The following is a 22,474-nucleotide window of genomic DNA, read 5'->3' as shown; positions in this document are numbered from 1 at the left end:
TTAAATTCTATGTGATGCGTCTGTGACGTCAAAACTTGCCGCTAATTCTTCACCGTGAGTCGTCTGAAATAAAGCTGTAACAGTCCATGATCGTCACAGTAGCGCCGCTTTACGTGGCTACCGGCGCCGCGTGGTCATTATCCATGGCCGAAACAACAATAATACCGCCGGTTGGGAGCTGCAGCAGTTAGCAATATCGTGACTTTGTATTGTCAAAATTTGTTTCCGCACCATCAGGAAAACTGATGGTCGTTCTGCTGTTTCAACCCTGCACTTCAACAAGTGCTCCAAATTTTAGAGCCAACTCCTGGGGCAATAGTGGAGGTTACTCAGCGTATGAGTGATATTAAAAAGCCTAAATACGAGGTTGGGCAGGACAATGTCGAAATTTTCGGGTTGGACGTACACAATCCGGTGTTCTTTGTATCCGCCTTTGTCGTTGCCGCCTTTGTATTATTTACCCTCGCTTTCCAGAGCGAGGCTGCGGAATGGTTCGGTGCGCTGCGTCCGTGGCTGACATCGAACCTGGACTGGGTCTTCATGCTGGCGGGCAACGTCTTTGTGCTGGTCTGCCTGTTCCTGATTCTCACCCCTCTGGGCAAGGTCCGTCTTGGCGGGCCCGACGCAAAACCCGACTTCAGCTATGGCGGATGGTTCGCCATGTTGTTTGCCGCGGGCATGGGCATTGGCCTGATGTTCTATGGTGTGCTGGAGCCGGTTTACCATATGGAAAACCCGCCGCTGGGTATTGATCCGGCCAATCAGGAACTGGCGTCGCGTGTCGGTATTGCGGCAACGATTTTCCACTGGGGCCTGCACCCTTGGGCGATCTACGCCGTTGTGGCGCTGGCGCTGGCCTTCTTCTCCTATAACCGTGGTCTGCCGCTCAGCATTCGTGCGGCTTTCTACCCGCTGTTGGGTAAGGCTGTCTTTGGTTGGTTCGGTCATTTGATCGACATTCTGGCGGTTTTTGCCACCCTGTTCGGCCTGGCGACCTCGCTGGGCCTTGGCGCGGAACAGGCCGGTGCAGGCCTGCATTATCTGTTCGGCATTCCGGTGAATAATTTCACCAAGATCATGCTGATCCTGGGGATTTCCGCCATTGCCCTGACGTCGGTCGTCGCGGGCCTGGAAGCCGGTGTGAAGCGGCTCAGCGAGATCAACATGGTGATCGCCTTCATCCTTCTGGCCTTCATCATTATTGCAGGGCCGACGGCGGCGATTATGACCGGGATTTGGGACAACACGCTCGCCTATCTGGAATATCTTCCCGCGCTGAGCAACCCGATCGGTCGTGAAGACGAAAGCTTCCTGCATGGCTGGACGACCTTCTACTGGGCCTGGTGGATTTCCTGGTCGCCGTTTGTTGGCATGTTCATCGCCCGCGTTTCCCGCGGTCGTACGGTTCGTGAGTTCATCACCTGCGTGCTGATCATCCCGACCCTGGTGACCATTGTCTGGATGAGCGCCTTTGGCGGCACCGCGATCGACCAGATCGTAAGCGGCGGCTATATGGGTGTCCTGAAGGATACGGTTCAGACCTGGGCACCGGAACTGGCACTGTTCAAAATGCTGGACATCATGCCGATGACCGAAATCGCGTCCTTTATCGGGATCGTCCTGGTGATCGTCTTCTTCGTAACCTCGTCCGACTCCGGTTCGCTGGTGATCGATACCATCACGGCGGGCGGCAAGGTTGATGCACCGGTCAGGCAGCGCGTCTTCTGGTGTGTGATCGAGGGGCTGATTGCCATCGCCCTGTTGCTGGGCGGGGGGTTGTCGTCCCTGCAGGCAGCAGCCATTGCCACAGGCTTCCCCTTTGCGGTGGTCCTAATGCTGATGTGTGTCAGCATTATCAAAGGGCTGGCACAGGAACGGAAGTATCACGTGGATGAACGTGGTCAGATTGTCGAAGAAAACGCGTAACGCGTTTCCGGCATCCTGAATAAGGAAAGCCCCGCCAGTTTGGCGGGGCTTTTTCTATGGCTTGGGAGGTTTCTTACTCGCCGTAGGATTTACTGGCGATCTCAAAGACGTCGCGGCTCAATTCCCCACTGTCGAGGATGGCTTTCAGGGCGCTGCGCATCTTGCGCTGGCGGTCTTCGTCGAAACGCCGCCACTGACCCAGCGGCCCCATGAGGCGGGCGGCGACCTGCGGATTGATCTTGTCCAGCTTGACGACCATTTCCGCCAGGAAGTCATAGCCACTGCCGTCGGCGGCATGGAAGCGCAACGGGTTGGCACTGCAGAAGGCCCCGACCAGGGCACGAACCTTGTTGGGGTTCTTGATGTTGAAGACCGGATGGTCCAACAGGGCGCGCACCTGCATCAGGGTATCCGCACGGCGCGACATCGCCTGCAGGGCCAGCCATTTATCCATGACCTGGGCATTGGATTTCCACTTTGCCAGGAAGATATCGAAGGCGCGGTCATGTTCCGGGGCGGTGACATCCGCCAGAAGGCGCAGGGCAGCAACACTGTCGGTCATATTGTCGGCGGTGTCGAAATGGTCCTTCAACCGGGCCGGGGCCGTCTTCTCATCAGCCGCGCCCAGATAGGCCAGCGCGCTATTGCGCAGTGCCCGCTGTCCGGCGGCTTCGGGTGTGTTGCTGAAGGGGCCGGATTGTTTCGTGGCATCATAGATATGCTTGAAGCCGTCCTGATGCGCCTCGCCGATGGCCCGGCGCAGTTTCTCCCGCGCGGCATGGATGGCGTCGATATCGACAACACTCATCTGTTCCGACACATATTCCTCAGACGGCAGGGTCAGCAGTAATGCTTTGAAGGATGCATCGATCTCCTGGTCCTGAACCACGCGGCCCATGGCGGCGATGAAGTCCGGGTCCACCGTCAACTCCTTGCCCGCCTGATACTCGCCAACCATTTTCAGCATCAGCGCGCTGGCATATTGCTGGGCTGCTTCCCAGCGGTTGAAGGCATCATTGTCATGGGCCATCAGAAAGGCGCGGGTGGCGTCATCATAAGGCAGATGAAGAACGACAGGGGCGGTGAAATCCCGGTTGATCGAGAGCACGGGTTTTTCCGCGACGTCTTCAAAGACAAACTCCTGCTTGTCCGCCTCCATCTGCAGTAAATGTTCTGTCGCGGATCGGCCTCTGCGGCTCACCGCCATATCCTTGCCGTTGCTGTCCAGCAGGGCGGTGCGCAGGGGGATATGAAGCGGGTATTTCCTTTCCTGGCCGGGTGTCGGTCGCGTTTCCTGGCTCAAGGTCAGGGTATAGCGTTTGGCCGCTGCGTCGTAGTCCTCCACAACAGTGACATGCGGCGTGCCCGACTGGCTGTACCAGCGTTTGAAATGGCTCATATCGAAATCGTTGGCATCGGCCATGGCGGCGGCAAAGTCGTCACAGGTGACGGCCTGTCCATCGTGACGCTCGAAATAAAGCTTCATGCCCTTCTGGAAGCCTTCTTCCCCCAGCAGGGAATGCATCATCCGGATGACCTCCGCCCCTTTTTCATAGACGGTGGCCGTATAGAAGTTGTTGATTTCGATATAGCTGTCCGGGCGTACCGGATGCGACAGCGGGCCGGAATCCTCCGGGAACTGGCGTGCGCGCAGCAGGCGGACGTCGTCGATGCGTTTCACGGCGCGTGATCGCTGGTCGGCGGAAAATTCCTGATCCCGGAAAACGGTCAGACCCTCTTTGAGGCTAAGCTGGAACCAGTCACGGCAGGTGACGCGGTTGCCGGTCCAGTTATGGAAATATTCATGAGCGACAATGCCTTCGACCAGTTCGAAGTCGCTGTCCGTGGCGGTTTCGGCATCGGCCAGAATGTATTTGGCGTTGAAGACGTTGAGGGACTTGTTTTCCATCGCGCCCATGTTGAAATCGCTGACCGCGACGATGTTGAAAATGTCGAGGTCATATTCCAGACCGAAACGGTCTTCGTCCCATTTCATCGACCGTTTCAGGCTGTCCATCGCATGATCGCAGCGGGTTTCGTTGCCGTGTTCGACAAAGATGCGCAGGGTGACGTCGCGCCCGGAGCGGGTGGTGAAGTGATCTTCCACCATGGCCAGGTCGCCTGCGACCAGTGCAAAGAGATAGCTTGGCTTCGGGAAGGGGTCGTCCCAGACGGCGTAATGCCAGCCTTCACGCAGTTCACCGGTTTCCACATTGTTACCGTTGGAAAGCAGGATCGGGCAGCTATCGACCGGTGCGCAGACCTTCACGCGATAGCGTGTCATCACATCCGGGCGGTCCGGGAAGAAAGTGATGCGCCGGAAGCCTTCTGCCTCGCACTGGGTACAATACATGCCACCGGACCGGTACAGGCCTTCCAGCTTGGTATTGGCGGCCGGATTGATGGCAGTCTGGATTTCAAGGGTGAATTGGTCAGGCAGGTTGTGCAGGGTCAGGCTTTCTTCTTCCAGCTCATATTCGTCGCTGTTCAGCTCGCGCCCATCAATCCAGACAGACAGCAGGGTCATGTCCTTGTCGCCGTCCAGATGAAAAGCCTCCGCATTGCCGTCCTGACGGCGCACCGCCAGTTTGGATGTCACAATCGTCCTGTCCGGGTCCAGTTCGAAGGTCAGGTCAACCTGATCCAGCAGAAAGGCGGGGGCGGTATAGTCCTGAAGACGAATGACGGGCGGTTCGATTGTTTTCATTGCGGATGACTTCCGTGGTTTGACGTGTAATCTCAGATTGAAAACCAGGCCCGCCAGGCAGGCCAGTTCTCGATTAGCATGGCAAGCTGCATATAGCCGGTCGCCGTGGGGTGGACACCGTCACCTGCAGCCAAGGTTTCATTCCATACGTCCTGTCCGGCGAGATGCTCATGGCAATCTAGATAGGGCAGGCCAAGCTCTTTTGCCAGTCCTGCGAAGGCCTGGTTCAGTTCTGCGACCCGTTCGGCACTGAATTCATAGCGGACACCCTTGCCGGGGCTGATTACCGGATTGTCGCTGCGGACCGGTGTCGGCCCCAGCCACAGGACCGGGAATTGCGCCTGCGCATCGGACAGCATCGACCGCGCATTTTCAAGGGATTGCTGCAGGGATACGCGCCGCTGGCCATTATCGAGCGCACAATCATTCAGGCCGAACATGAAGGTGATGCCTGCCTTCACATGGGCGGGCAGGCGGGGGGCGCATTCCTGTTGCCAGCGTGCACGTATCTGGCTGCTGGTTTCGGCCCGGATGCCCAGGTTGTAGCAGGATACATCATGGCCACGGGCGCCGGTCTCTGCGGCGGAAAGCCGACCGGGCCAGCCGAGGCAGTCATCGTCGCCGGTGCCGACGGTTACACTGTCGCCGACATAACAGATCCGGATTGTTGTCATGGCCTTCCCCCACCAATCATTGATCTCATTCCGTTCCGTGAACCAGTTCCGCCAGTTTTGCCGCACAGGCTTCGCGGCTGGGTTTGAAACCGCTTGCAACCCACCAGGCCTTGACGGTCTGCAGGAGTTGCCCCATCCGTTCTCCTTTTGCGACGCCAAGTGCCAGGGCGTCCCGGCCCTGCAGGGTAAATTCGGGATGGCCGACGGTTCGGGCGTAACGCATGATATTATACCAGTGGCCTGGTGCTTCCGCCGCCAGGGCAACGAGGCAGATATCCATCATACGATCGGGGCCAACTCTGTAATATTGCTCGAAGAAAAGCTGGTTGCCTATATCCAGTCCGTTGAAATGCTTGCCCAGAATGGTCACAAAGCGATAGCGCTCTTCATTGGACAGACGCAGGGCGCGCGCATGTTCCTCGCTCATGCCTTCGTCCATGACATCATAGACCAGGGCGGCAAGTCGCCGGATGGCATCGGGCCTGCCGTCGGTTTCCTTTTCCAGCCGGATCAGATGGACCAGATGTTCCACATCCCCTTCATGCAGGTGAATGGGGCCTGCCGTTGAAAGATGTTCGAGAACGCCGCATTGCTGCATCAGCCGGATACTGGGCACCGGGTCGGGCGCAAACAAAAGTTTGACCAGCTCCACGCGAATGCGTTCTGCCGCAAGACGTGGCAGGGAGGATGCCATGGACTGGCAGGCCGCGATGGCTTCCGCGTCCGGTTTGCCCTTTCCATAATGGGCGAAGAAGCGGAAATAGCGCAGCAACCGCAGGACATCTTCTTCCAGGCGGACTTTTGCATTGCCGACAAAACGGATATGGCCGGTGCGGGCGTCTTCGACACCGTTGAAGAAATCGAGGACCGACCCGTCGCTGTTTAGGTAGAGCGCGTTCATCGTGAAGTCACGCCGTGCTGCGTCTTCCTGCCAGTCGTCCGTGAAGGCGACGACAGCGCGCCGCCCGTCGGTCTCCACGTCCTGGCGCAGGGTGGTGATCTCGAACGGCTTGTGGTTTCGAACCGCAGTGATCGTGCCATGATGAATGCCGGTCGGGACACAGCGGATATTCGCGCTTTCCAGCGTATCAATGACCTGCTGTGGCGAGAGGTCAGTGGCGATATCAATATCGCCGATGGGACGGTTCAATAGGGCATCCCGGACACAGCCCCCGACGAATCGCGCCTTGCCGCCACCCTTGTGCAGCCCTTCCATGACCGCAACTGTGTCAGGGTCGGTCATCCAGGGCTGAATTTCAATTTTCACCGTCATGGGTTCGGTTGACCTAGTGACTTGCGGGGGGCGCGAAAAAACTTATTGCGGCTTGTCGAAATGACCGGGGACCAGTTCACCGTTTTCCATATGGGGCGGGACATATTTGCCCTTGTCCTCCAGGTCGGCCTGAAGGCCGGTGAACAGCAGGGAGGCCACCGTGAGGACTGCGCCGATCCCGACCAGCCACGGCCAGGGAAGCTTTTGCCATTCGGGCACCTCTTGCCCTTCCGCCAGTGCCTCCTCCTTGCGGGTGCGGATTTTGATCCACAGCATATAGAGGATGGTCGGCGCAACGAGGGGAACGAGGACTGTAAGTATCTGTCTGATCATGATTCCATCAGTACATCGACGAGGTTAACAAGCATACCTGCGGTCGCACCCCAGATATAATAATCCCGGTAGGGCATTACATAATAGTATCGTTTTTGACCCTGCCATACACGAGAATGTCTCTGGTGATTGGTGCGGTCCAGAAAAAAAGACAATGGGACTTCAAAGACTTCGGCAACTTCAAACGGATCGGGGGTGACGGGGAAGGGGGGCGTGACAAGGCCCACGACAGGCGTTACGTGAAAGCCCGTTCGGGTGATGTAGTGGTCGAGCTGCCCCAAAGGTTCGATGCGGCTGCGCGGTAGGCCCACTTCTTCTTCGGTCTCGCGCAGGGCCGTCTCAACTGATCCGTTGTCTTCGTCTTCCTCGCGCCCGCCAGGGAAACTTATCTGGCCTGCGTGGTCATGCAGGTGGTCGGTCCTTTTGGTCAGCAGGATGGTCAATCCTTCCGGTCGGTCCACAATTGGAACCAGCACCGCCGCAGGCGTGAGCGGGTCGCGCACCGGCTTCATGCCGGGGTTGAGATCGGCGTCGCCCCGACCGTTACCAAGCCGACGCGTGGTCAGGCGCTGTTTGATATGGTTGCGGTCGATGGCTTGGATGTCCTGGCTCAATCGATCCTCCCCAAGGCGAAAAACTCACCGCTGCTGTAGACACCGAAGACCGGCTGGTCGCCATATTCCTCCAGTTCAGCCAATTCGACGAGTTCATAGAATGCCGACCGGTTGATTTTTGCCTCAAGGCCGTCGCGCACCATGACGTAGGGGGAGGGCTCTCCGCTTTCAGGGTTGTTTTCCACGCGGATGGGATGGTCCGCGTCCACTGTAACGTGATGATCCAGATTGGTCCGGAAGGTCAGGATACGGTCCTTGCCGTCTCCCTCGACGGTCAGTTCCACGGCAAGAAATGGCGCGTCCTCCACATCGATGCGGCCTTTTTCTCCGGGCGTCACAAGCCAATAGTCACCCTGATCGTCTTTCTGGAGCACCGTGGAAAAGAGTTTGCAGAGTTTTAGGCGTTCGATGGGACTGCCGTGGTAGTACCATTGGCCGTCCCGACCGATTCGGATGTCAAAATCACAATAGTTTTCGGGCCATGGAAACCCGGTGAGGCCCTCGCCCTTCTCCATCAACTCTTTGATATTGGGGCGTGATTGTTCTTGCGTCGTCATTGTGACCCATTCATCCTCATATAGTGCTAGTAATAGTATGCGTGGCAAATCATGCCAATACAAACCGGGAGGCGAAGGTGACGGATCAAAATATGTATCCCGATGATGCAAGGACCGGCGCTGGCGAGGAATCGGACATTGCCGACAAGTTGGTAAAGACCGCGGAGGCCATGGAATCCGCGGCATTGGAAGTCCGCAAAGTCATCATTGGTCAGGACGAGGTCGTCGAACAGGCCCTGGTTACCCTGCTGGCTGGCGGGCATGCGCTTCTGGTTGGCGTGCCGGGCCTGGGCAAGACCTTATTGGTCGAGACCTTGGGGACTGTCCTGGGGCTTGCAGAACGCCGTGTTCAATTCACGCCCGATCTGATGCCTGCGGATATTCTCGGTTCCGAGATTTTGGACGAGGATGAGAATGGTCGACGGCGGTTCCGCTTTGTCAAAGGGCCGATCTTCTGCCAGCTTTTCATGGCCGACGAGATTAACCGGGCGAGCCCGCGCACGCAGTCAGCCCTTTTGCAGGCCATGCAGGAGGCACGCGTTTCAATTGCCGGGGAATACCATGGGCTGCCACAGCCGTTCCACGTATTGGCAACACAGAACCCGATTGAGCAGGAAGGGACCTATCCACTGCCCGAGGCGCAGTTGGACCGTTTTCTGACCCAGATAACAATCGGTTACCCGGAAAAGGCCGCTGAGCGCGAAATCGTGACCGCAACAACCGGCGCAACCCGCTTGCAGCCTAATCCTATTTTAACCCCTGATGAATTATCATCGGCACAGCAACTGGTCCGGCATGTGCCGGTCGGCGACAGTGTCATCGAGGCAATCCTCGAACTGGTGCGTGGCGCACGACCGGAAACGGCGGAAATGGAAGTCGTCCGGGAACATGTCGCCTGGGGGCCGGGGCCCAGGGCCAGTCAGGCCCTTATGTTGGCCTGCCGGGCCAGGGCGGTGGTGTCCGGGCGGTTGGCGCCATCGGTTGAAGACGTGGTGGCCCTGGCATTGCCGATTCTGCGCCACAGGATGGCGTTGAGCTTCGGGGCACGGACGGAAGGTGTGACGTTAGAGGATATCATTGCGCAACTGACGGAGGGACTTCGTTGACGGCAACGACCGCAGACAAAAACCAGAGAGCGGTGGGATACCTGGCCAGGGCCGAAGCACTTGGCGCCGGGTTTCCACCGCTTTTGGCGGATGCGGAGCGGGTTGCCAATACGGTCAGTCAGGGTGTGCATGGCCGCCGCCGCACCGGGCAGGGAGAAACCTTCTGGCAATATCGCGCCTATCAAAGCGGCGACAGCAGCAGTCAGGTGGACTGGCGGCGTTCTGCCCGGTCCGATGCCCTGTTTGTTCGTGAAACCGAATGGGAGGCATCCCAGACGGTGTGGACCTGGCTTGATTCCTCTGCCTCGATGAAATTCAGGTCTGTTCCCGGCCTACCGGAAAAATGGGAACGCGGGGCGATCCTCACATTGGCGCTGGCTGTTCTGCTCATGCAAGGCGGCGAGAAGGTTGGAACCGGCAATGGAGAGGCTGCCCCCGGCTGTGGTCGTGCCGCATTGTTTCGGCTGACAGAGGCGCTTGCCGCAAGCGCGTTGATTGACGACGAAAGTGAAAAGGCCAGCCTGCCAGACATGTCGGCGCTGGCCCCCTATGGTCAGGTGGTGCTGGTAAGCGACTTTCTGGCACCGTTGGACGATCTCGAACGGGCGTTGTCGGCGCTGGCAAAACAGCACCAGCACGTGATGCTGTGGTGCATTGCTGATCCGGCGGAAGAAACCATGCCCTATCACGGGCGGGTGCGGTTCACCGGCCTTGAGGGCGAAGGACGCTTCCTTGTCCGAAAGGCACAGGCCATCCGAGATGATTATCGAAGAAAGCGTGACGATCGTTTCGGCTATCTGCGCACCCTTGCCCGCCGCCAGGGTTGGCTGTGGCTGGACCATAGGACGGATCACGCGCCGGAGGCCGCGCTCTTGTCCGCCTATATGGCGATAGGGGCCAGTTGGTTCGGGGGCGGCCGATGACGGACCTTCTGGGCATCTCCTTCGTTCATCCCTGGCTGTTGGCGGGGTTTTTGATCCTGCCGTTGCTCTGGTGGTTGCTGCGTGTGACGCCGCCTGCTCCGCGCCTGATGCGTTTCCCTGCCATACGGCTGCTGTTCGGATTGTCGGTCGAGGAACAGACCAGCTCCGATGCCCCGTGGTGGCTGGTTCTGTTGCGCTTGCTGGTGGTGTCGTTATTGATCCTGTCCTTTGCGGAACCGCGTTTACGCGATGATTATCATATGGTCGGCAGCGGTCCGCTGATTCTGGTGATCGAGGATGATTGGGCCGCCGCACCCGGGTGGAATGATAAAGTTACGGCCCTGCAGAATTATGTCGATGACGCCGCACAGGCCGGAAAATCCGTTGTCATCCTGACATCTGCGCCGTCGGCGACGGACGGGGAAATGCCGGAACCTCTCTATCTGGCGCCAGCCCAGGCCAAGGAATGGCTTGCGGCGTTGGAGCCAAAGCCCTGGCCGGGGAACCTGGAAGCATTGGATGCGGCATTGGCCAGGGTGCCGCTGAAGGGTGCGGCGAGCATTATATGGGCATCTGACGGGCTTTGGAGCGATGAAACGACCGTTTTGGCCGACCGGCTTCGCCGCCTGGGGGCGATCACCTTGCTGCGCCCGGCCCCGATGGAGCAGCCGGTAACCGTTATTGCACAACGTGATCCGTCGGGCCTGCCGAAAGTCACTGTCCGCAGGTCCGATGTTGGAAGTGAACGTCAGGTGGCGCTATTGGCGCGGGCCAGGGACGGCCGCGTCCTGTCGCGCAACGAATTGCAGTTCAAGGCGGGTCAGCGGGAGGCAACAATGAAGTTGAGCCTGCCTGCGGCCTTTGCCAATCAGATTGCACAGATTGATGTGGAACGGGCGGGGCAGGCCGGTGGTGTCTATCTGCTGGATGCCAGCTGGAACCAGCTTGAGGTGGGAATTGTCGAGGAATCCTTCACCGGTGGGGAACTGACCCTGCTGTCGGAAGGGTATTATCTGAGCCGTGCCGTAGACCCCTTTGCCTCCACCAGCCAGGCCCCCCTGAACATTCTGCTGCGCGCCGGTCATGACATGCTGTTGCTGCCGGACGCGGTGGCCTTGACGACAGACGAGCAGGCCTCCCTGAAAGACTGGGTGCAAAACGGTGGCGTGCTGGTCCGCTTTGCCGGGCCGCGGCTTGCGGCCCATGCCGATCAGGACCTGTTGCCGCTGCCCCTGCGGCAGGGCGGGCGGGCGCGTGACGGCGCGTTGCAATGGGACGACCCGGCGCATCTGGGCCGGTTCAGCAACGACGGGCCTTTCGCCGGGCTTGCCGTCTCGGACGATGTGACGGTGACCCGGCAGGTTCTGGCCGAACCCGGTCCGGACGTAGAGGCAAAAATCTGGGCGGAACTGGACGACGGCACACCGCTTGTCACGGGCGCACGCCGTGGCAAGGGCTGGCTTGTTCTTTTCCATACCAGCGCCAATGCAAGCTGGTCCAACCTGGCGTTATCCGGAACCTTTGTTGAGATGCTGCAACGGCTGGGAGGACTGCCTCGGGGTGGGGTCGTGGAACGGCAACTGGTGCATGAAACGCTGCCACCGATGCAGTCGCTGTCTGCATTTGGAGACCTGATACCGCCCTATCGTTCCGCGAAAAGCTATCCGGCTTTGGACGATGGCGGGGACCCGGTGCTGTCTGCAAGCCTGCCACCCGGATATTACGGCAATGAAGATCGTTTCATTGCAATGAACCTGGGCGAACATGTTCAACTCTCCGACCTGTCCCAACCCGTTCCGGCCTGGTTGAGGCAGACGGGTTATGATTCCGAAGAGGTCGTGGACCTCAGGGGGATCGGTCTGGCAGTGGCGCTTTTGCTGATCCTGCTGGATGCCTGGCTGTCGCTTTGGCTGCGTGGGCAGCTTGGCTGGCTGCGGCATATGCGCGGGGCGGCGTCCATTGTTCTGGTGGTGACGATTGCCGGGATGGCCTTGCCGGGTGATCTCCGGGCCCAGACCGCGGATCGGGATGCCTTCGCACTGGCGGCCAGTACAGGCACGGTCCTGGCGTATATCCGGACCGGTGACCCGGAACTGGACAGGGTCAGCGAAGAGGGGCTGCGTGGGCTGGCAACTATCCTGAACCAGCGGACGGCGGTCGAAGCGTCGCAGCCGATGGGGGTCGATATCGTGCGGGACGACCTGTCGTTCTTCCCCCTGCTTTATTGGCCGATCGGAGACACGCAGCCGCCGCTGAGCCAGACTGCCGCGGACAACCTGAACCAATATATGGCGCGGGGCGGCACGCTGTTGATCGATCTGCGTCAACCACCCGTCGCGACAATCGGAACCGATAGCCGGGATCGTTTGCGCCGCCTGACTTATATGCTGGACCTGCCGCCGTTGACGGTCACCCCTTCGGATCATGTGCTGACGCGGTCATTCTATCTGTTGCAGGACTTCCCAGGGCGCTGGAGCGGAGGCGATGTCTGGGTGGAGCCGAGTGATTCAGGTGCCAACGACGGGGTCTCCCGCGTTATTGTCGGGTCGCAGGACTGGGCCGGGGCCTGGGCGATGGATGAATATGGCAGGCCACGCTATCCGGTGGTTCCCGGCGGCGAGCGACAGCGCGAGATGGCCTATCGCTTCGGGGTGAATGTGGTCATGTATATGCTGACCGGAAATTACAAATCCGACCAGGTTCACGTGCCCGCCATTCTTGAACGACTTGGGCAATAGGGGGCGCGTACGATGCTGAATGCTTCCTCCATCACCTGGTCGCCCCTGTTGCCCGAATGGGTCATCGTCACGCTGGCGGCACTGGCCGCCGTGACGGTGGCCTACTATCTTGTTCGCCGGGTGCGCGGAACGGCCCTGAGGATTTTGTGTCTGACAGCGTTGCTGCTGGCGCTGGGTAATCCGACGCTGGTGCTGGAAGAAAGAAAACCGCGCAAGGATGTGGTAGTCCTTCTGGTGGATGAGACCGCCTCCCAGCAGATCGCCAACCGGGAGGCGCAGACCAAGGCAGCCCGTAGCGAGCTGCTGGCCCAGTTAAACAAGGAATCGGATCAGCTTGAGGTGCGTGAGGTGACCTTGCGTCACAACAATCTCGCCGACAGCAAGGCCGGAACATCCCTTGTCACCGCCCTGGAGCGGGCGGTCGCGGATATCTCGCCACATCGCCTGGCCGGTGCGATCGCCATTACGGACGGGCAAGCCCATGATATGCCCTCGGATACCAGTCGCCTGAAGGACCTACGGGTGGCGGGGGCACCGGTTCATGTTCTGTTGACGGGATCGCGGGACGACAGAGACCGGCGTCTGGTCCTGGTGAAGGCCCCGACCTATGGGCTGGTCGGCGGGAAAGTTGCCCTTCAGGTGCGTATTGACGACCCCAAGGGGACGGAGGCACAGGCCGCCGTGACCCTGGAGACACCTGATGAAGTCCCGAAGCGGATCATGCTGCCGGTTGGACGTAACATTCAGGTCGAGGTGCCAGTTAAACGCCGTGGCAAGACACTTGTCTCCCTGACCGTTGATCCGGTCGAGAATGAACTGATCACCTCCAACAATCAGGTTGTAACGACGATCAATGGCGTGCGGGACCGTTTGCGGGTGTTGCTGGTCTCAGGCGTGCCGCATCCGGGGGAGCGGACCTGGCGTAACCTGTTGAAGGCCGACCCGTCGGTGGACCTTGTCCATTTCACGATTTTGCGTCCGCCGGAAAAACAGGACGGCACGCCGATCCAGGAACTGTCGCTGATTGCTTTCCCGACGCGGGAGCTTTTCCAGAACAAATTGGATGAATTCGATCTGATCGTGTTCGACCGGTATCGGCGACGTGGCGTTCTCCCAACGCTCTACCTGCGCAACATTACCGATTTTGTCCGGCGCGGCGGGGCGTTGCTGGAAGTGGCGGGCCCCGGGTTTGCCGGTCCCTACAGTCTTTTCCAGACGGCCCTGGGGGAGATACTGCCCGGCGCGCCGACCGGTGCTGTCATCGAAAGAGGCTTCAAGCCCCGGCTGACCGACGAAGGTATCCGGCATCCGATCACCGCAAGGCTGCCGGGCGGGCCGGTGATCTCAACCGATGATGATATTCGCTGGGGCCGCTGGTTCCGGCAGGTGGAGGTCACGCCGCGTGCGGGCAATGTCCTGATGACGGGGCTGAATAACAGTCCGATCTTGATGGTAGACCGCGTTGGCGAGGGCCGGGTAGCACAGATCACCAGCGACCAGCTTTGGCTTTGGGCGCGGGGCTATGAAGGCGGTGGTCCTTATGCGGAATTGATCAGGCGTCTGGCCCATTGGTTGATGAAAGAGCCTGAGCTGGAGGAAAATGATCTTCGCGCCAGCGAGCGAAACGGGCGATTGCATGTTGAAATGAGGAGCCTGATGCCTGTGTCGCCCGAGGTCGAGGTCATCGAGCCGTCGGGGCAGACGCGGAATCTGCGCTTGAAGCATATCGGCAATGGTCGATATCAGGGGGATATGCCCCTGACGGAAAGCGGCCTCTATCGTGTTAGCGATGGCGAGAGGTCGGCCCTGGTTGCAACCGGCGCTGCGGCCGGTCCGGAACTGCGGGAGGTGGTCTCGTCAGAAAAACCTCTGGCCCCGCTGGTGGCGGAAAGCGGTGGCAGTGCGCGTTGGCTGGAGGATGGCTTGCCGACGGTGCGTCTGGTGCAGGCATCGCATCGTATGGACGGGCCCGGCTGGATTGGTCTGCGCCGTAACAACGACTATGACGTGACGGGGCTGCGGATGGTCTCGCTGCTGCCGGCCTGGCTGTCACTTCTGGTGGTTGCGATGCTGGTGCTTCTCGCCTGGCGGAAAGAGTCGGAATAAAATATCTCCCCAATATTAGCTTCTGTTCCAAAAGAGCTTGACCAAGGGAAATTAAGGGTCAAAAGTCCGAGTCTTGAGTGTGAGTGGGATATCATTTTCGGATATGAGCATGAATGACTCTTCCGTCGCGATGTGCGATGCGGATTCGGTTTCCTGGGGGCGTGAAGCACGTCACCTCTGGCCCTTGGAAGAGGGCTGCACCTATCTGAATCACGGTGCTTTCGGTGTTACCTCCAATCCCGTTTTGGATGCCGCCGAAAAACTGCGCCGGACTATCGACCGCCAGCCCGCGCGTTTCCTGCGCGAGGAATTGCCGGATCGACTGCGCCAATCGGCGGCGGCAGTGGGCAAATTCCTGGGCGGCGATGGGGATGATATCGTCTTCGTCGACAATGCCTCCACGGGCGTGAATGCGGTGCTACGGTCCCTGGTTCTATTGCCGGGTGATGAGGTGGTTACTACCGACCATGCCTATGGCGCAGTGCTGAGAACTCTTGAATTTGTATGTGAGCGGGCCGGTGCCCGCCTTTCTTTTGCCCATGTGCCCTTCCCGATCCACGATCCGGGAGACGCGACCGATGCGATCATGAGCCGCGTGACCCCGCGAACCCGCCTTGTTGTCGTGGATCATATAACCTCCATGACAGCCTTGAAGCTGCCGGTGCATGAAATTATCCATGAATGTGCCGATCGCGGGATTCCGGTTCTGGTGGACGGCGCGCATGCGCCCGGTTCGGTGCCGCTGCGCCTTAATGACCAGGACCCTGCCTGGTACGTGGGAAATGCCCATAAATGGCTGGGCGCTCCACGGGGATGTGGTTTCATCTGGACCCATGCGGACCGGCAAAGCTCGCTTCGCCCGACGACGATCAGCCATTATGTGGGTGAAGGTTATATCCGGGCATTCGATTGGCCCGGTACCAAGGATTTCACGCCCTATCTGTCCGTACAGGATGCCATCGACTTCCGGGCCCAATGGGGTGAGAAGGAGATATACCACTATTGCCGGACCCTGGTTCGGGATGGTGCGAATATGCTGGCGGAAGCATGGGGAACGCAACGCGGGGCATCGGACCGCATGACGGCCTTCATGACGACCGTTGAATGGCCCGGTGCAGAAAAGGGCACGGCCAAGGCTGCGGAAGAGCTGCAGCTTCGCCTGCGGCATGAATTTAACCTCGAAGTTGAGGTGAAACCCTTTGCGGATCGTCTCTGGATTCGCTTCTGCGCCTATATCTATAACGATATGGCCGACTATGAGAAACTCGCCCAGATCGGCCGGACTTTCATGTAAGTCCGGCCCTTTAAGGGGCTTTCCCGCTTACCAGCGGAAATTTTCGACCGAATAGGTCGGCTCTATCCCGTAAATATCAAACAGATTTGCCAGCGCGACATGGCTTGGCGGGTGGCCGATTTCATGGTCGTGGATGCCGCCGCAGACAAAGAGCGAATGACCACCCGCGTCATTGGCCCCTTTTACGTCATGGCGCAGGGAATCCCCGATGCCCAGGATACGGTCACACCCCGGCGCGAGGCTTTTGCAGTATTCGTAGGTTTCCAGCAGCGGCTTGCCGTGCCAGCGGACGGTGCCGCCCATATCTTCATATTCCTTGGCGACCATGCCCGGGCACATGTTCAGGCTGCCGTCTGGGGCGACGCTGACGAAATCCGGGTTGGCGCAGATCAGGGGAAGTTTGCGTTCCAAGGCCTTTTCCAGGAAGGGGCGATAATATTCAAGGTCACCCTGGTCCGTACCGGTGCAAAGGATGAAATCCGCCTCTTCCACGCTGTCGACCTTCTCATGGCCGGAGCCTTCGGCGACTGAAATATTGGCTTCACCCCAAGTAAAGGCGATGAATTTGCGGCCCAGGCTTTTGAAGACAGGGTCTTCCTTGGCCTGGAAATTCCGATAGACCAATTCGCCCGACGTCACCACATGGTCATACAGGTCGCGGGTGATGCCCATGCGCGCCATCCGGGCGTAGGAGTCTTCGACACGCTTGCCTGAGTTGGACAGGATGATCACCGTTTTGCCCGTCTTGCGAAGCTCCTGCAACGTGTTTAGCGCACCATCGTGTAGGTTCTCGCCGTCATGCAGCACACCCCACTGGTCGATCAGGAACAGGTCGTAGTCATCCACCACAGCGGACAGGCCGGGGATCAGGTTGGTATGCATGGCGGGGCGGGTCCTTGAAAAGCCTGAGAAAGAGGCTGTGTCCCGAAGGTCAACCGGCGCGCATGCCACCCGCGGACGGGTCTTTGCTCATGCGCGGCTCACCGAACAGGAAGCCTTGTCCGTAATCAATATTGAAGTCCAGCAGTTCAATCAACATCTGCTCGGTTTCGATATGTTCCACGATCATGTCGATGCCGCGATCATCCAACTGCTGTTTGAGGCTGCGAACCTCACCACCTCCGGGGCTGGCCTTGAAACGGTTCACAAGGGCCTCGGCATTGACTTTGACGAAATGGAAGTGACGCTGGGCAAGTGCACCCACATCCAGGTCAAACTGTGTGACGCCGTCCAACGCAAAACGGTAACCCAGCCGCCCCAGGCGATCCAGATGCGGGGTCAGGGCCTCCAGGCGGCCTTCGATATCCGACTGCCTCAACTCAAGAACCAGGCTGGGGGCCAAATCCTGGTGGCTTTCCATATAGCGGGTGAATTCCTGCAGGAAGCTTTCATCGGACAGGCTGTTGGGCGAGAGGTTGCAGAAGAATGCCATGGAATAGTCATGGGCGCGTACTTTCTGCAGCAACTGGACTGAGCGGAAGAGAAGGATGTTGTCGACAGTTGCTTCCAGCCCTTCCTTGCGGGCCACAGGCATGAACTGGTCCGCCTGTAAGGTGTTTCCATCGGCGGTGCGGATGCGGCTGAAACACTCGAAGAAGCGGCGTTTGCGCTGTGGCAGGCTGACGATGGGCTGAAGGTAGAGGTCAACGCGTTCGTTGCGCAGTGCCTCCTTCACCGTTTCCAGGATGTTGTTCCTGCCGTTCTTTCCAACAACCCGCAGGCCGATCCGGCTCTTGTCGCCTCCGCTGTCGCCAGCCGATTTGCTTTTGCGCGCCGAGGTCGGGATATCCTCTTTATAAAGCTGCTCCACGAGCGAGCGCAGGACTTTCACCTCGGCCTCAATGGCAACTTCCTCGCGCGGGTCCGTCGGCTCAACCATGTCCGGGGCAGCGGGCTGTGCGTCATCAGACGCAGGGGCCGATGATGGTTGCGGTGCCACCGGCGGCGCCTGCGGTACGGGGGGTGGGCTGAATGTCTCCTGCGGGGCCGGGGCCGTACGGGTCGGAATGCCTCCGGCGGCCTGCTGGAACAGTTCCACGCGCATTTCTGCCAGTTCCAGCTTGTGCTGGTCATAGGCCTTTTTCAACGCGAGCATGTGGCGGTGGGTCTGGTTTTCGAAGTTCTTGCGGCGGTAGGCCTCATGGCCGAGGCCAAAGCCCAGGGCGACAACGACACCGGACAGGATGCCCGTCAGGGTGCCGACCTCCGGCCAGATTGCGGGCACGACAAAGGCTGTGATCAAGCCGAGGACCACATAGCCTGCTGTCAGAATTATATGCCAGGTTGCGCCCACGCCTCCCCCGGATAGACGGTTAACCCTGTATCGATACCGGTTTTCGCCGATACCAAACCCACTTCAGTCATATAGGGAAAACAGACCCTTGACCAGTGCTGCGTGCTGTTATGCACCCTCGCGATGATCGGCGCCGACCGCCTCCATGATGGAGGCAAAGCCGTCGCGGCGCAAAAATTCCGCCAATTCACGTTTGATCCGGGGGATCAGCGACGGCCCGTGATAGATGAGCGCGGTATAAAGCTGTACCAGCGATGCACCGGCGCGGATCTTCAGATAGGCATCGTGGCCGCTGGCGATTCCGCCAACACCGATCAGCGGGATATTCCCTTCGGTGAGCTGGTAAACCTGGCGCAGCATCTCGGTCGACGGGCCAAAGACGGGAAGGCCGCTGAGGCCGCCTGTCTCACCGGCCTTGTCCTGTTCCTTGAGGCTGTCGGGCCGGGCGATTGTCGTATTGGAAACGATCAGGCCATCCACATCGGTGGTCTGGGCCACGGCGACGATATCCTGAACGTCGGCGTCTGTCAGGTCCGGTGCGATCTTGACCAGGATGGGGGGCTTGCGGTCGGGGCAAACGGATGCTCGCGCGCCTTTGACGGCTTCAACCAGGACGATCAGGTCATCCTTGCCTTGCAGGGCGCGCAGGCCCGGTGTATTGGGCGAGGAAACGTTGATCACCAGATAGCCTGCATAAGGGGCCAGTTTCAACGTGCCCTTTGCATAATCTTCCGCCGCGTCCTCGCTGTCTTTGTTCTTGCCCAGATTGACACCCACGATCCCGTTGCGATGGCGGGACAGATTGTGGGCGGCATAGTCGATGCCCTTGTTGTTGAACCCCAGGCGGTTAATGACCGCGCCGTCCTTGGGCAGGCGGAAAATCCGCGGCTTGGGATTACCCGGCTGCGGGCGCGGGGTGATGGAACCGACCTCGACAAAACCCAGTCCGGTTTCCAGCATGGGGTCGATCACTTCGGCATTTTTATCAAATCCGGCGGACAATCCCACGGGGTTCGGGAAGTTCAGGTCCCAGACGCGGGTGTGCAGAATCCTGTCATCACCGGAAAATTCTTTCGGCCCAAACCCCATTTTCAGGGCTTTCAGGGTCAGGTTATGGGCGGTCTCCGGGTTGAGACAGCGTAGAAAGGGCAGGGCGAAATCCGAAAGCGACATCCTACACTTCCTCCGTCAATGCGGGGAACTGGTGCAGGCCATCATCACCCAGTGGCAGCGGGACTATTTCGATGGCTGCCGTCAGCGGCATGTCGCCGTAGAGATGGGGGAAAAGTTGTCCACCGCGGGACGGTTCCCATTTCAGGCCGTCGCCCAGCCTGTCCTCGTCCACGGATACCAGCAGCAGGTCTGTTTCGCCTGCGCGATGCTTGGCGGCGCTTTCCTCGACCTGTGTTGCGGTGGAAAAATGGATGAATCCGTCCGCCCGGTCCTCCGGCGTTCCGGTATAGACACCGGATTTTTCCGCCTCGGCCCAGGCGGCTTTACGGGCGAGATGATAAATGCGCATGTCACTTTCCCCTCAAGCTGCGTTGGGCTTGTTTACGGGGAAAGTGACGAAAGGTCCAGTCCCGGCGGCAGGCCGTTATTTCAGATAATCAGGCAGCGGTACGCCGGGCAGCATCCGCGGGTCTGTTTCCAGAGTGCCGGTCCCATGCACAATGGGTTCAACACCCGCCCAGATCGGCAGGTCATAGTCTTCTTCGTCATCCACGGGCGGACCGCTGCGTGTCTTGGCAGAGGCTTCCTCGATATCCATGGCAACCACGGTTGTGGCCTTCAGTTCCTGTTCGTACATCGGTCGGAGTTCTTCCCAACGGCCGGGCCAGAGCTGATCCATCATGACTTTGAGGGACTGTTCCTTTTCATCGCGGTCTTCGATCATATGGGCCGTGCCAAAGGCCATGACGGCGCGATAGTTGGCACTGTGATGGAAGGCGGAACGCGCCAGGACATAGCCGTCAAACAGCGAGGCGGTCACGCAGACGGGCACGCCTGTCTTGACCTGGCGCAGCATGCGGCTGGCGCTGGACCCATGCCAATAGATCCGCTCGCCTTCCCGCCAGTGCAGCGTCGGCGTCACATAGGGGCGGTTTTCGATGGTATAGCCGACGTGGCAGAAGGGGGCAGCATCCAGGATGCCAAACACGGTTTCCTTGTCATAGGCGCCCCGCTGATGCTCGCGTTTGACCCGTGACACATTGGTCGGGTTAAAGCTGTTGTCGGTCTGGTCTTTGTCTCTGTGTTGCATTGTCTCGGTACGCTTCTGGGCTTGTCACTTTCAAAATCTGCTCCTATAGAAAAAGAAATTGGCATGATTGAAAGGTCCAATGTTAACTAAGTGAAGGGGCCATTTTGAATGCGGCGAACAGATAGAGCAGCGTTATTGCCGGTTGCGTTGGAACGGTCTTCTGACAAGCCCATGCATCGGCAACTCTATGATCAGCTCCGGGAAATGATCCTGTCCGGGCGTCTTGTCGGCGGGGAACGCCTGCCATCGACACGGACGCTGGCAAAAGACCTTGCGGTTTCCAGAAACACCGTGGCGGCGGCTTTCGATCAGTTGCTGGCGGAAGGCTATCTGGAAGGAAAGGTCGGGGCCGGTTCTTTCGTGTCCGGGGAACTGCCCGAAGAGGCGCTTGCGACCAAGGGAAAGATTGTCGACCGGGACGGGGCGACGCCGAGGCGGCGCGGCCTGTCCAAGCGCGGGCAGCGCCTTGCGTCCCTGCGTCAGCCGCGTGGCCGCCGCAGCCCGGCCTTTTCCGTTGGTATGCCGGATGTGGCCGATTTTCCTTTCGATGTCTGGTCCCGTTTGATGTCGAAGGCCTGGCGGCGTCCGCCAATTGATCTGCTCGCCAATGCAGAACCCGCAGGCTATTTGCCGCTGCGTGAGGCTATTGCTGGATATCTGCGCACGGCGCGTGCCGTGCGCTGTGATGCGGAACAGGTGATTATCGTATCCGGTGCCCAACAGGCCATCGGGCTGGCGGCGCATGTCCTGCTTGACGATGGTGATCCGGTTCTGGTTGAGGAACCGGGCTATCCGGGCGTTCGTGGTGCCCTGATGGCGGCCGGGGCGGAACTGATTCCTGTACCGGTGGATGACGAGGGGTTCGACGTCGATGCGGGTGAACGCATGGCGCCGGAAGCACGGCTTGCCTGTGTAGCACCCTCCCATCAGTTCCCGTTGAGTGTGACGATGACACTGGCGCGGCGTTTGAAGCTGTTGGAATGGGCGTCGCGCGGCGACGGATGGGTCATCGAGGATGATTATGACAGCGAGTACCGCTATGGCGGGCGGCCGCTGGCGGCCTTGCAGGGCCTCGACCGGGATGGGCGCGTTGTCTATGTGGGCAGCTTCTCCAAGGTTATGTTCCCGTCCCTGCGTCTTGGCTATCTGGTTGTGCCGCCGGACCTGACAGAGCCATTCCGTGCGGCGCGCGCGGCGCTTGACGATCATCCAAGCACGATTGCGCAGCCCGCCCTGGCGACCTTTATCGAGGAAGGGTTCTTCGCGGCGCATCTCCGGCGGACCCGCAAGCTCTATAGCCAAAGGCAGGAAAAACTGCTGTCTGTCCTGCAGGCGCGCGTCGGGCATTTGCTGGATGTTGCCCCGTCGGAAGCCGGAATGCATGTCATGGCGCGGTTCAGACCGGAACTGGCGGCGCGGATGACGGATGTCGAGGCGGTGGAACGCGCCCGTGACAAGGGGCTGTCTCTATCCTGCCTGTCTTCCTACTATGCGGCGAGCAACGGTCACCAGGGCTTGCTTTTAGGCTATGCCGCGGTGCCGGAGGAACAGATGGCGGAGGCGGTGGACCGCCTCGCCAGAGTTTTGGAAGCATAACCCGGACTTTGTCATGGCATAATAAAAAAGGGGGAAAGCGGCAGGCTTTCCCCCTTTTCTGTTCCTTGATC

The 22,474-nt window shown here is 59.4% G+C and carries 18 protein-coding genes; 7 read left to right on the top strand and 11 right to left on the bottom strand.

Annotated features, from left to right (window positions below; genetic code table 11):
- The first annotated feature begins 336 nt into the window (after positions 1-336).
- Positions 337-1,926, top strand: coding sequence for a BCCT family transporter (locus tag IF205_RS20560; protein ID WP_259781227.1), 1,590 nt, complete (start codon positions 337-339; stop codon positions 1,924-1,926).
- Positions 1,927-1,999: 73 nt separating this feature from the next.
- Here IF205_RS20560 and pepN read toward each other — a convergent pair whose 3' ends face one another.
- Genes pepN through IF205_RS20530 form a run of 6 tightly spaced genes read right to left on the bottom strand, consistent with a single transcriptional unit; the run spans position 2,000 to position 8,084 of the window.
- Positions 2,000-4,633 (bottom strand): aminopeptidase N, encoded by a 2,634-nt coding sequence (pepN, locus tag IF205_RS20555; RefSeq protein WP_259781226.1) that lies wholly within the window; start codon positions 4,631-4,633, stop codon positions 2,000-2,002.
- A gap of 32 nt (positions 4,634-4,665) precedes the next feature.
- Positions 4,666-5,307 (bottom strand): GDSL-type esterase/lipase family protein, encoded by a 642-nt coding sequence (locus tag IF205_RS20550; RefSeq protein ID WP_259781225.1) that lies wholly within the window; start codon positions 5,305-5,307, stop codon positions 4,666-4,668.
- Between the two features lie 25 nt (positions 5,308-5,332).
- Positions 5,333-6,580, bottom strand: coding sequence for a CCA tRNA nucleotidyltransferase (locus tag IF205_RS20545; RefSeq protein ID WP_259781224.1), 1,248 nt, complete (start codon positions 6,578-6,580; stop codon positions 5,333-5,335).
- A 42-nt stretch (positions 6,581-6,622) separates the two neighbouring features.
- Complete coding sequence (locus tag IF205_RS20540; RefSeq protein WP_259781223.1) at positions 6,623-6,913, bottom strand: DUF6111 family protein; 291 nt, start codon at positions 6,911-6,913, stop codon at positions 6,623-6,625.
- Positions 6,910-7,527, bottom strand: a complete 618-nt coding sequence (locus tag IF205_RS20535; RefSeq protein ID WP_259781222.1) for a CoA pyrophosphatase — start codon at positions 7,525-7,527, stop codon at positions 6,910-6,912. The genes IF205_RS20540 and IF205_RS20535 overlap by 4 nt, the downstream gene beginning before the upstream one ends.
- Complete coding sequence (locus tag IF205_RS20530) at positions 7,524-8,084, bottom strand: DUF1285 domain-containing protein (protein WP_259781221.1); 561 nt, start codon at positions 8,082-8,084, stop codon at positions 7,524-7,526. Before IF205_RS20530 ends, IF205_RS20535 begins: the two co-directional genes overlap by 4 nt.
- 170 nt (positions 8,085-8,254) lie before the next feature.
- Between IF205_RS20530 and IF205_RS20525 the strand changes: the two genes are divergently transcribed.
- The 5 genes from IF205_RS20525 to IF205_RS20505 all read left to right on the top strand — a co-directional run bounded on the left by IF205_RS20525 (position 8,255) and on the right by IF205_RS20505 (position 16,251).
- Positions 8,255-9,190 carry an AAA family ATPase gene (locus IF205_RS20525; protein WP_259783326.1) on the top strand — a complete coding sequence of 312 codons (936 nt, stop codon included), beginning with the start codon at positions 8,255-8,257 and terminating at the stop codon, positions 9,188-9,190.
- Entirely contained in the window at positions 9,187-10,113 is a 927-nt protein-coding gene (locus tag IF205_RS20520) for a DUF58 domain-containing protein (RefSeq protein WP_259781220.1), read from the top strand. The genes IF205_RS20525 and IF205_RS20520 overlap by 4 nt, the downstream gene beginning before the upstream one ends.
- Positions 10,110-12,851 (top strand): DUF4159 domain-containing protein, encoded by a 2,742-nt coding sequence (locus tag IF205_RS20515; RefSeq protein WP_259781219.1) that lies wholly within the window; start codon positions 10,110-10,112, stop codon positions 12,849-12,851. Before IF205_RS20520 ends, IF205_RS20515 begins: the two co-directional genes overlap by 4 nt.
- A 12-nt stretch (positions 12,852-12,863) precedes the next feature.
- Positions 12,864-14,957 (top strand): hypothetical protein, encoded by a 2,094-nt coding sequence (locus IF205_RS20510; protein WP_259781218.1) that lies wholly within the window; start codon positions 12,864-12,866, stop codon positions 14,955-14,957.
- 109 nt (positions 14,958-15,066) lie between these two features.
- Positions 15,067-16,251: an aminotransferase class V-fold PLP-dependent enzyme gene (locus IF205_RS20505; protein WP_259781217.1), complete on the top strand. Its 1,185-nt coding sequence runs from the start codon at positions 15,067-15,069 to the stop codon at positions 16,249-16,251.
- Positions 16,252-16,278: 27 nt separating this feature from the next.
- On the opposite strand, the gene IF205_RS20500 is transcribed toward IF205_RS20505, so the two are convergent.
- From IF205_RS20500 to IF205_RS20480, 5 genes are all read right to left on the bottom strand, one after another.
- Positions 16,279-17,133 carry a TIGR01459 family HAD-type hydrolase gene (locus IF205_RS20500; RefSeq protein WP_259781216.1) on the bottom strand — a complete coding sequence of 285 codons (855 nt, stop codon included), beginning with the start codon at positions 17,131-17,133 and terminating at the stop codon, positions 16,279-16,281.
- A gap of 49 nt (positions 17,134-17,182) precedes the next feature.
- Positions 17,183-18,544 (bottom strand): EAL domain-containing protein, encoded by a 1,362-nt coding sequence (locus IF205_RS20495; RefSeq protein WP_259781215.1) that lies wholly within the window; start codon positions 18,542-18,544, stop codon positions 17,183-17,185.
- A gap of 108 nt (positions 18,545-18,652) precedes the next feature.
- Positions 18,653-19,717 carry a quinone-dependent dihydroorotate dehydrogenase gene (locus IF205_RS20490; protein ID WP_259781214.1) on the bottom strand — a complete coding sequence of 355 codons (1,065 nt, stop codon included), beginning with the start codon at positions 19,715-19,717 and terminating at the stop codon, positions 18,653-18,655.
- 1 nt (position 19,718) lies between these two features.
- A complete protein-coding gene (locus tag IF205_RS20485; protein WP_259781213.1) occupies positions 19,719-20,066 on the bottom strand; it encodes a DUF952 domain-containing protein in 348 nt (115 codons plus the stop codon).
- A 75-nt stretch (positions 20,067-20,141) separates the two neighbouring features.
- Positions 20,142-20,807: a pyridoxamine 5'-phosphate oxidase family protein gene (locus IF205_RS20480; protein WP_259781212.1), complete on the bottom strand. Its 666-nt coding sequence runs from the start codon at positions 20,805-20,807 to the stop codon at positions 20,142-20,144.
- A gap of 108 nt (positions 20,808-20,915) precedes the next feature.
- Between IF205_RS20480 and pdxR the strand changes: the two genes are divergently transcribed.
- Positions 20,916-22,403, top strand: coding sequence for a MocR-like pyridoxine biosynthesis transcription factor PdxR (gene pdxR / locus IF205_RS20475; RefSeq protein WP_259781211.1), 1,488 nt, complete (start codon positions 20,916-20,918; stop codon positions 22,401-22,403).
- Positions 22,404-22,474: the final 71 nt, after the last annotated feature.

It is taken from the genome of Aestuariispira ectoiniformans, from assembly GCF_025136295.1.
Lineage (GTDB): Bacteria > Pseudomonadota > Alphaproteobacteria > UBA8366 > Aestuariispiraceae > Aestuariispira_A > Aestuariispira_A ectoiniformans.
The sequence above is the reverse complement of the archived record's forward strand: the minus strand, read 5'-3'. Positions and strand labels throughout refer to the sequence as shown.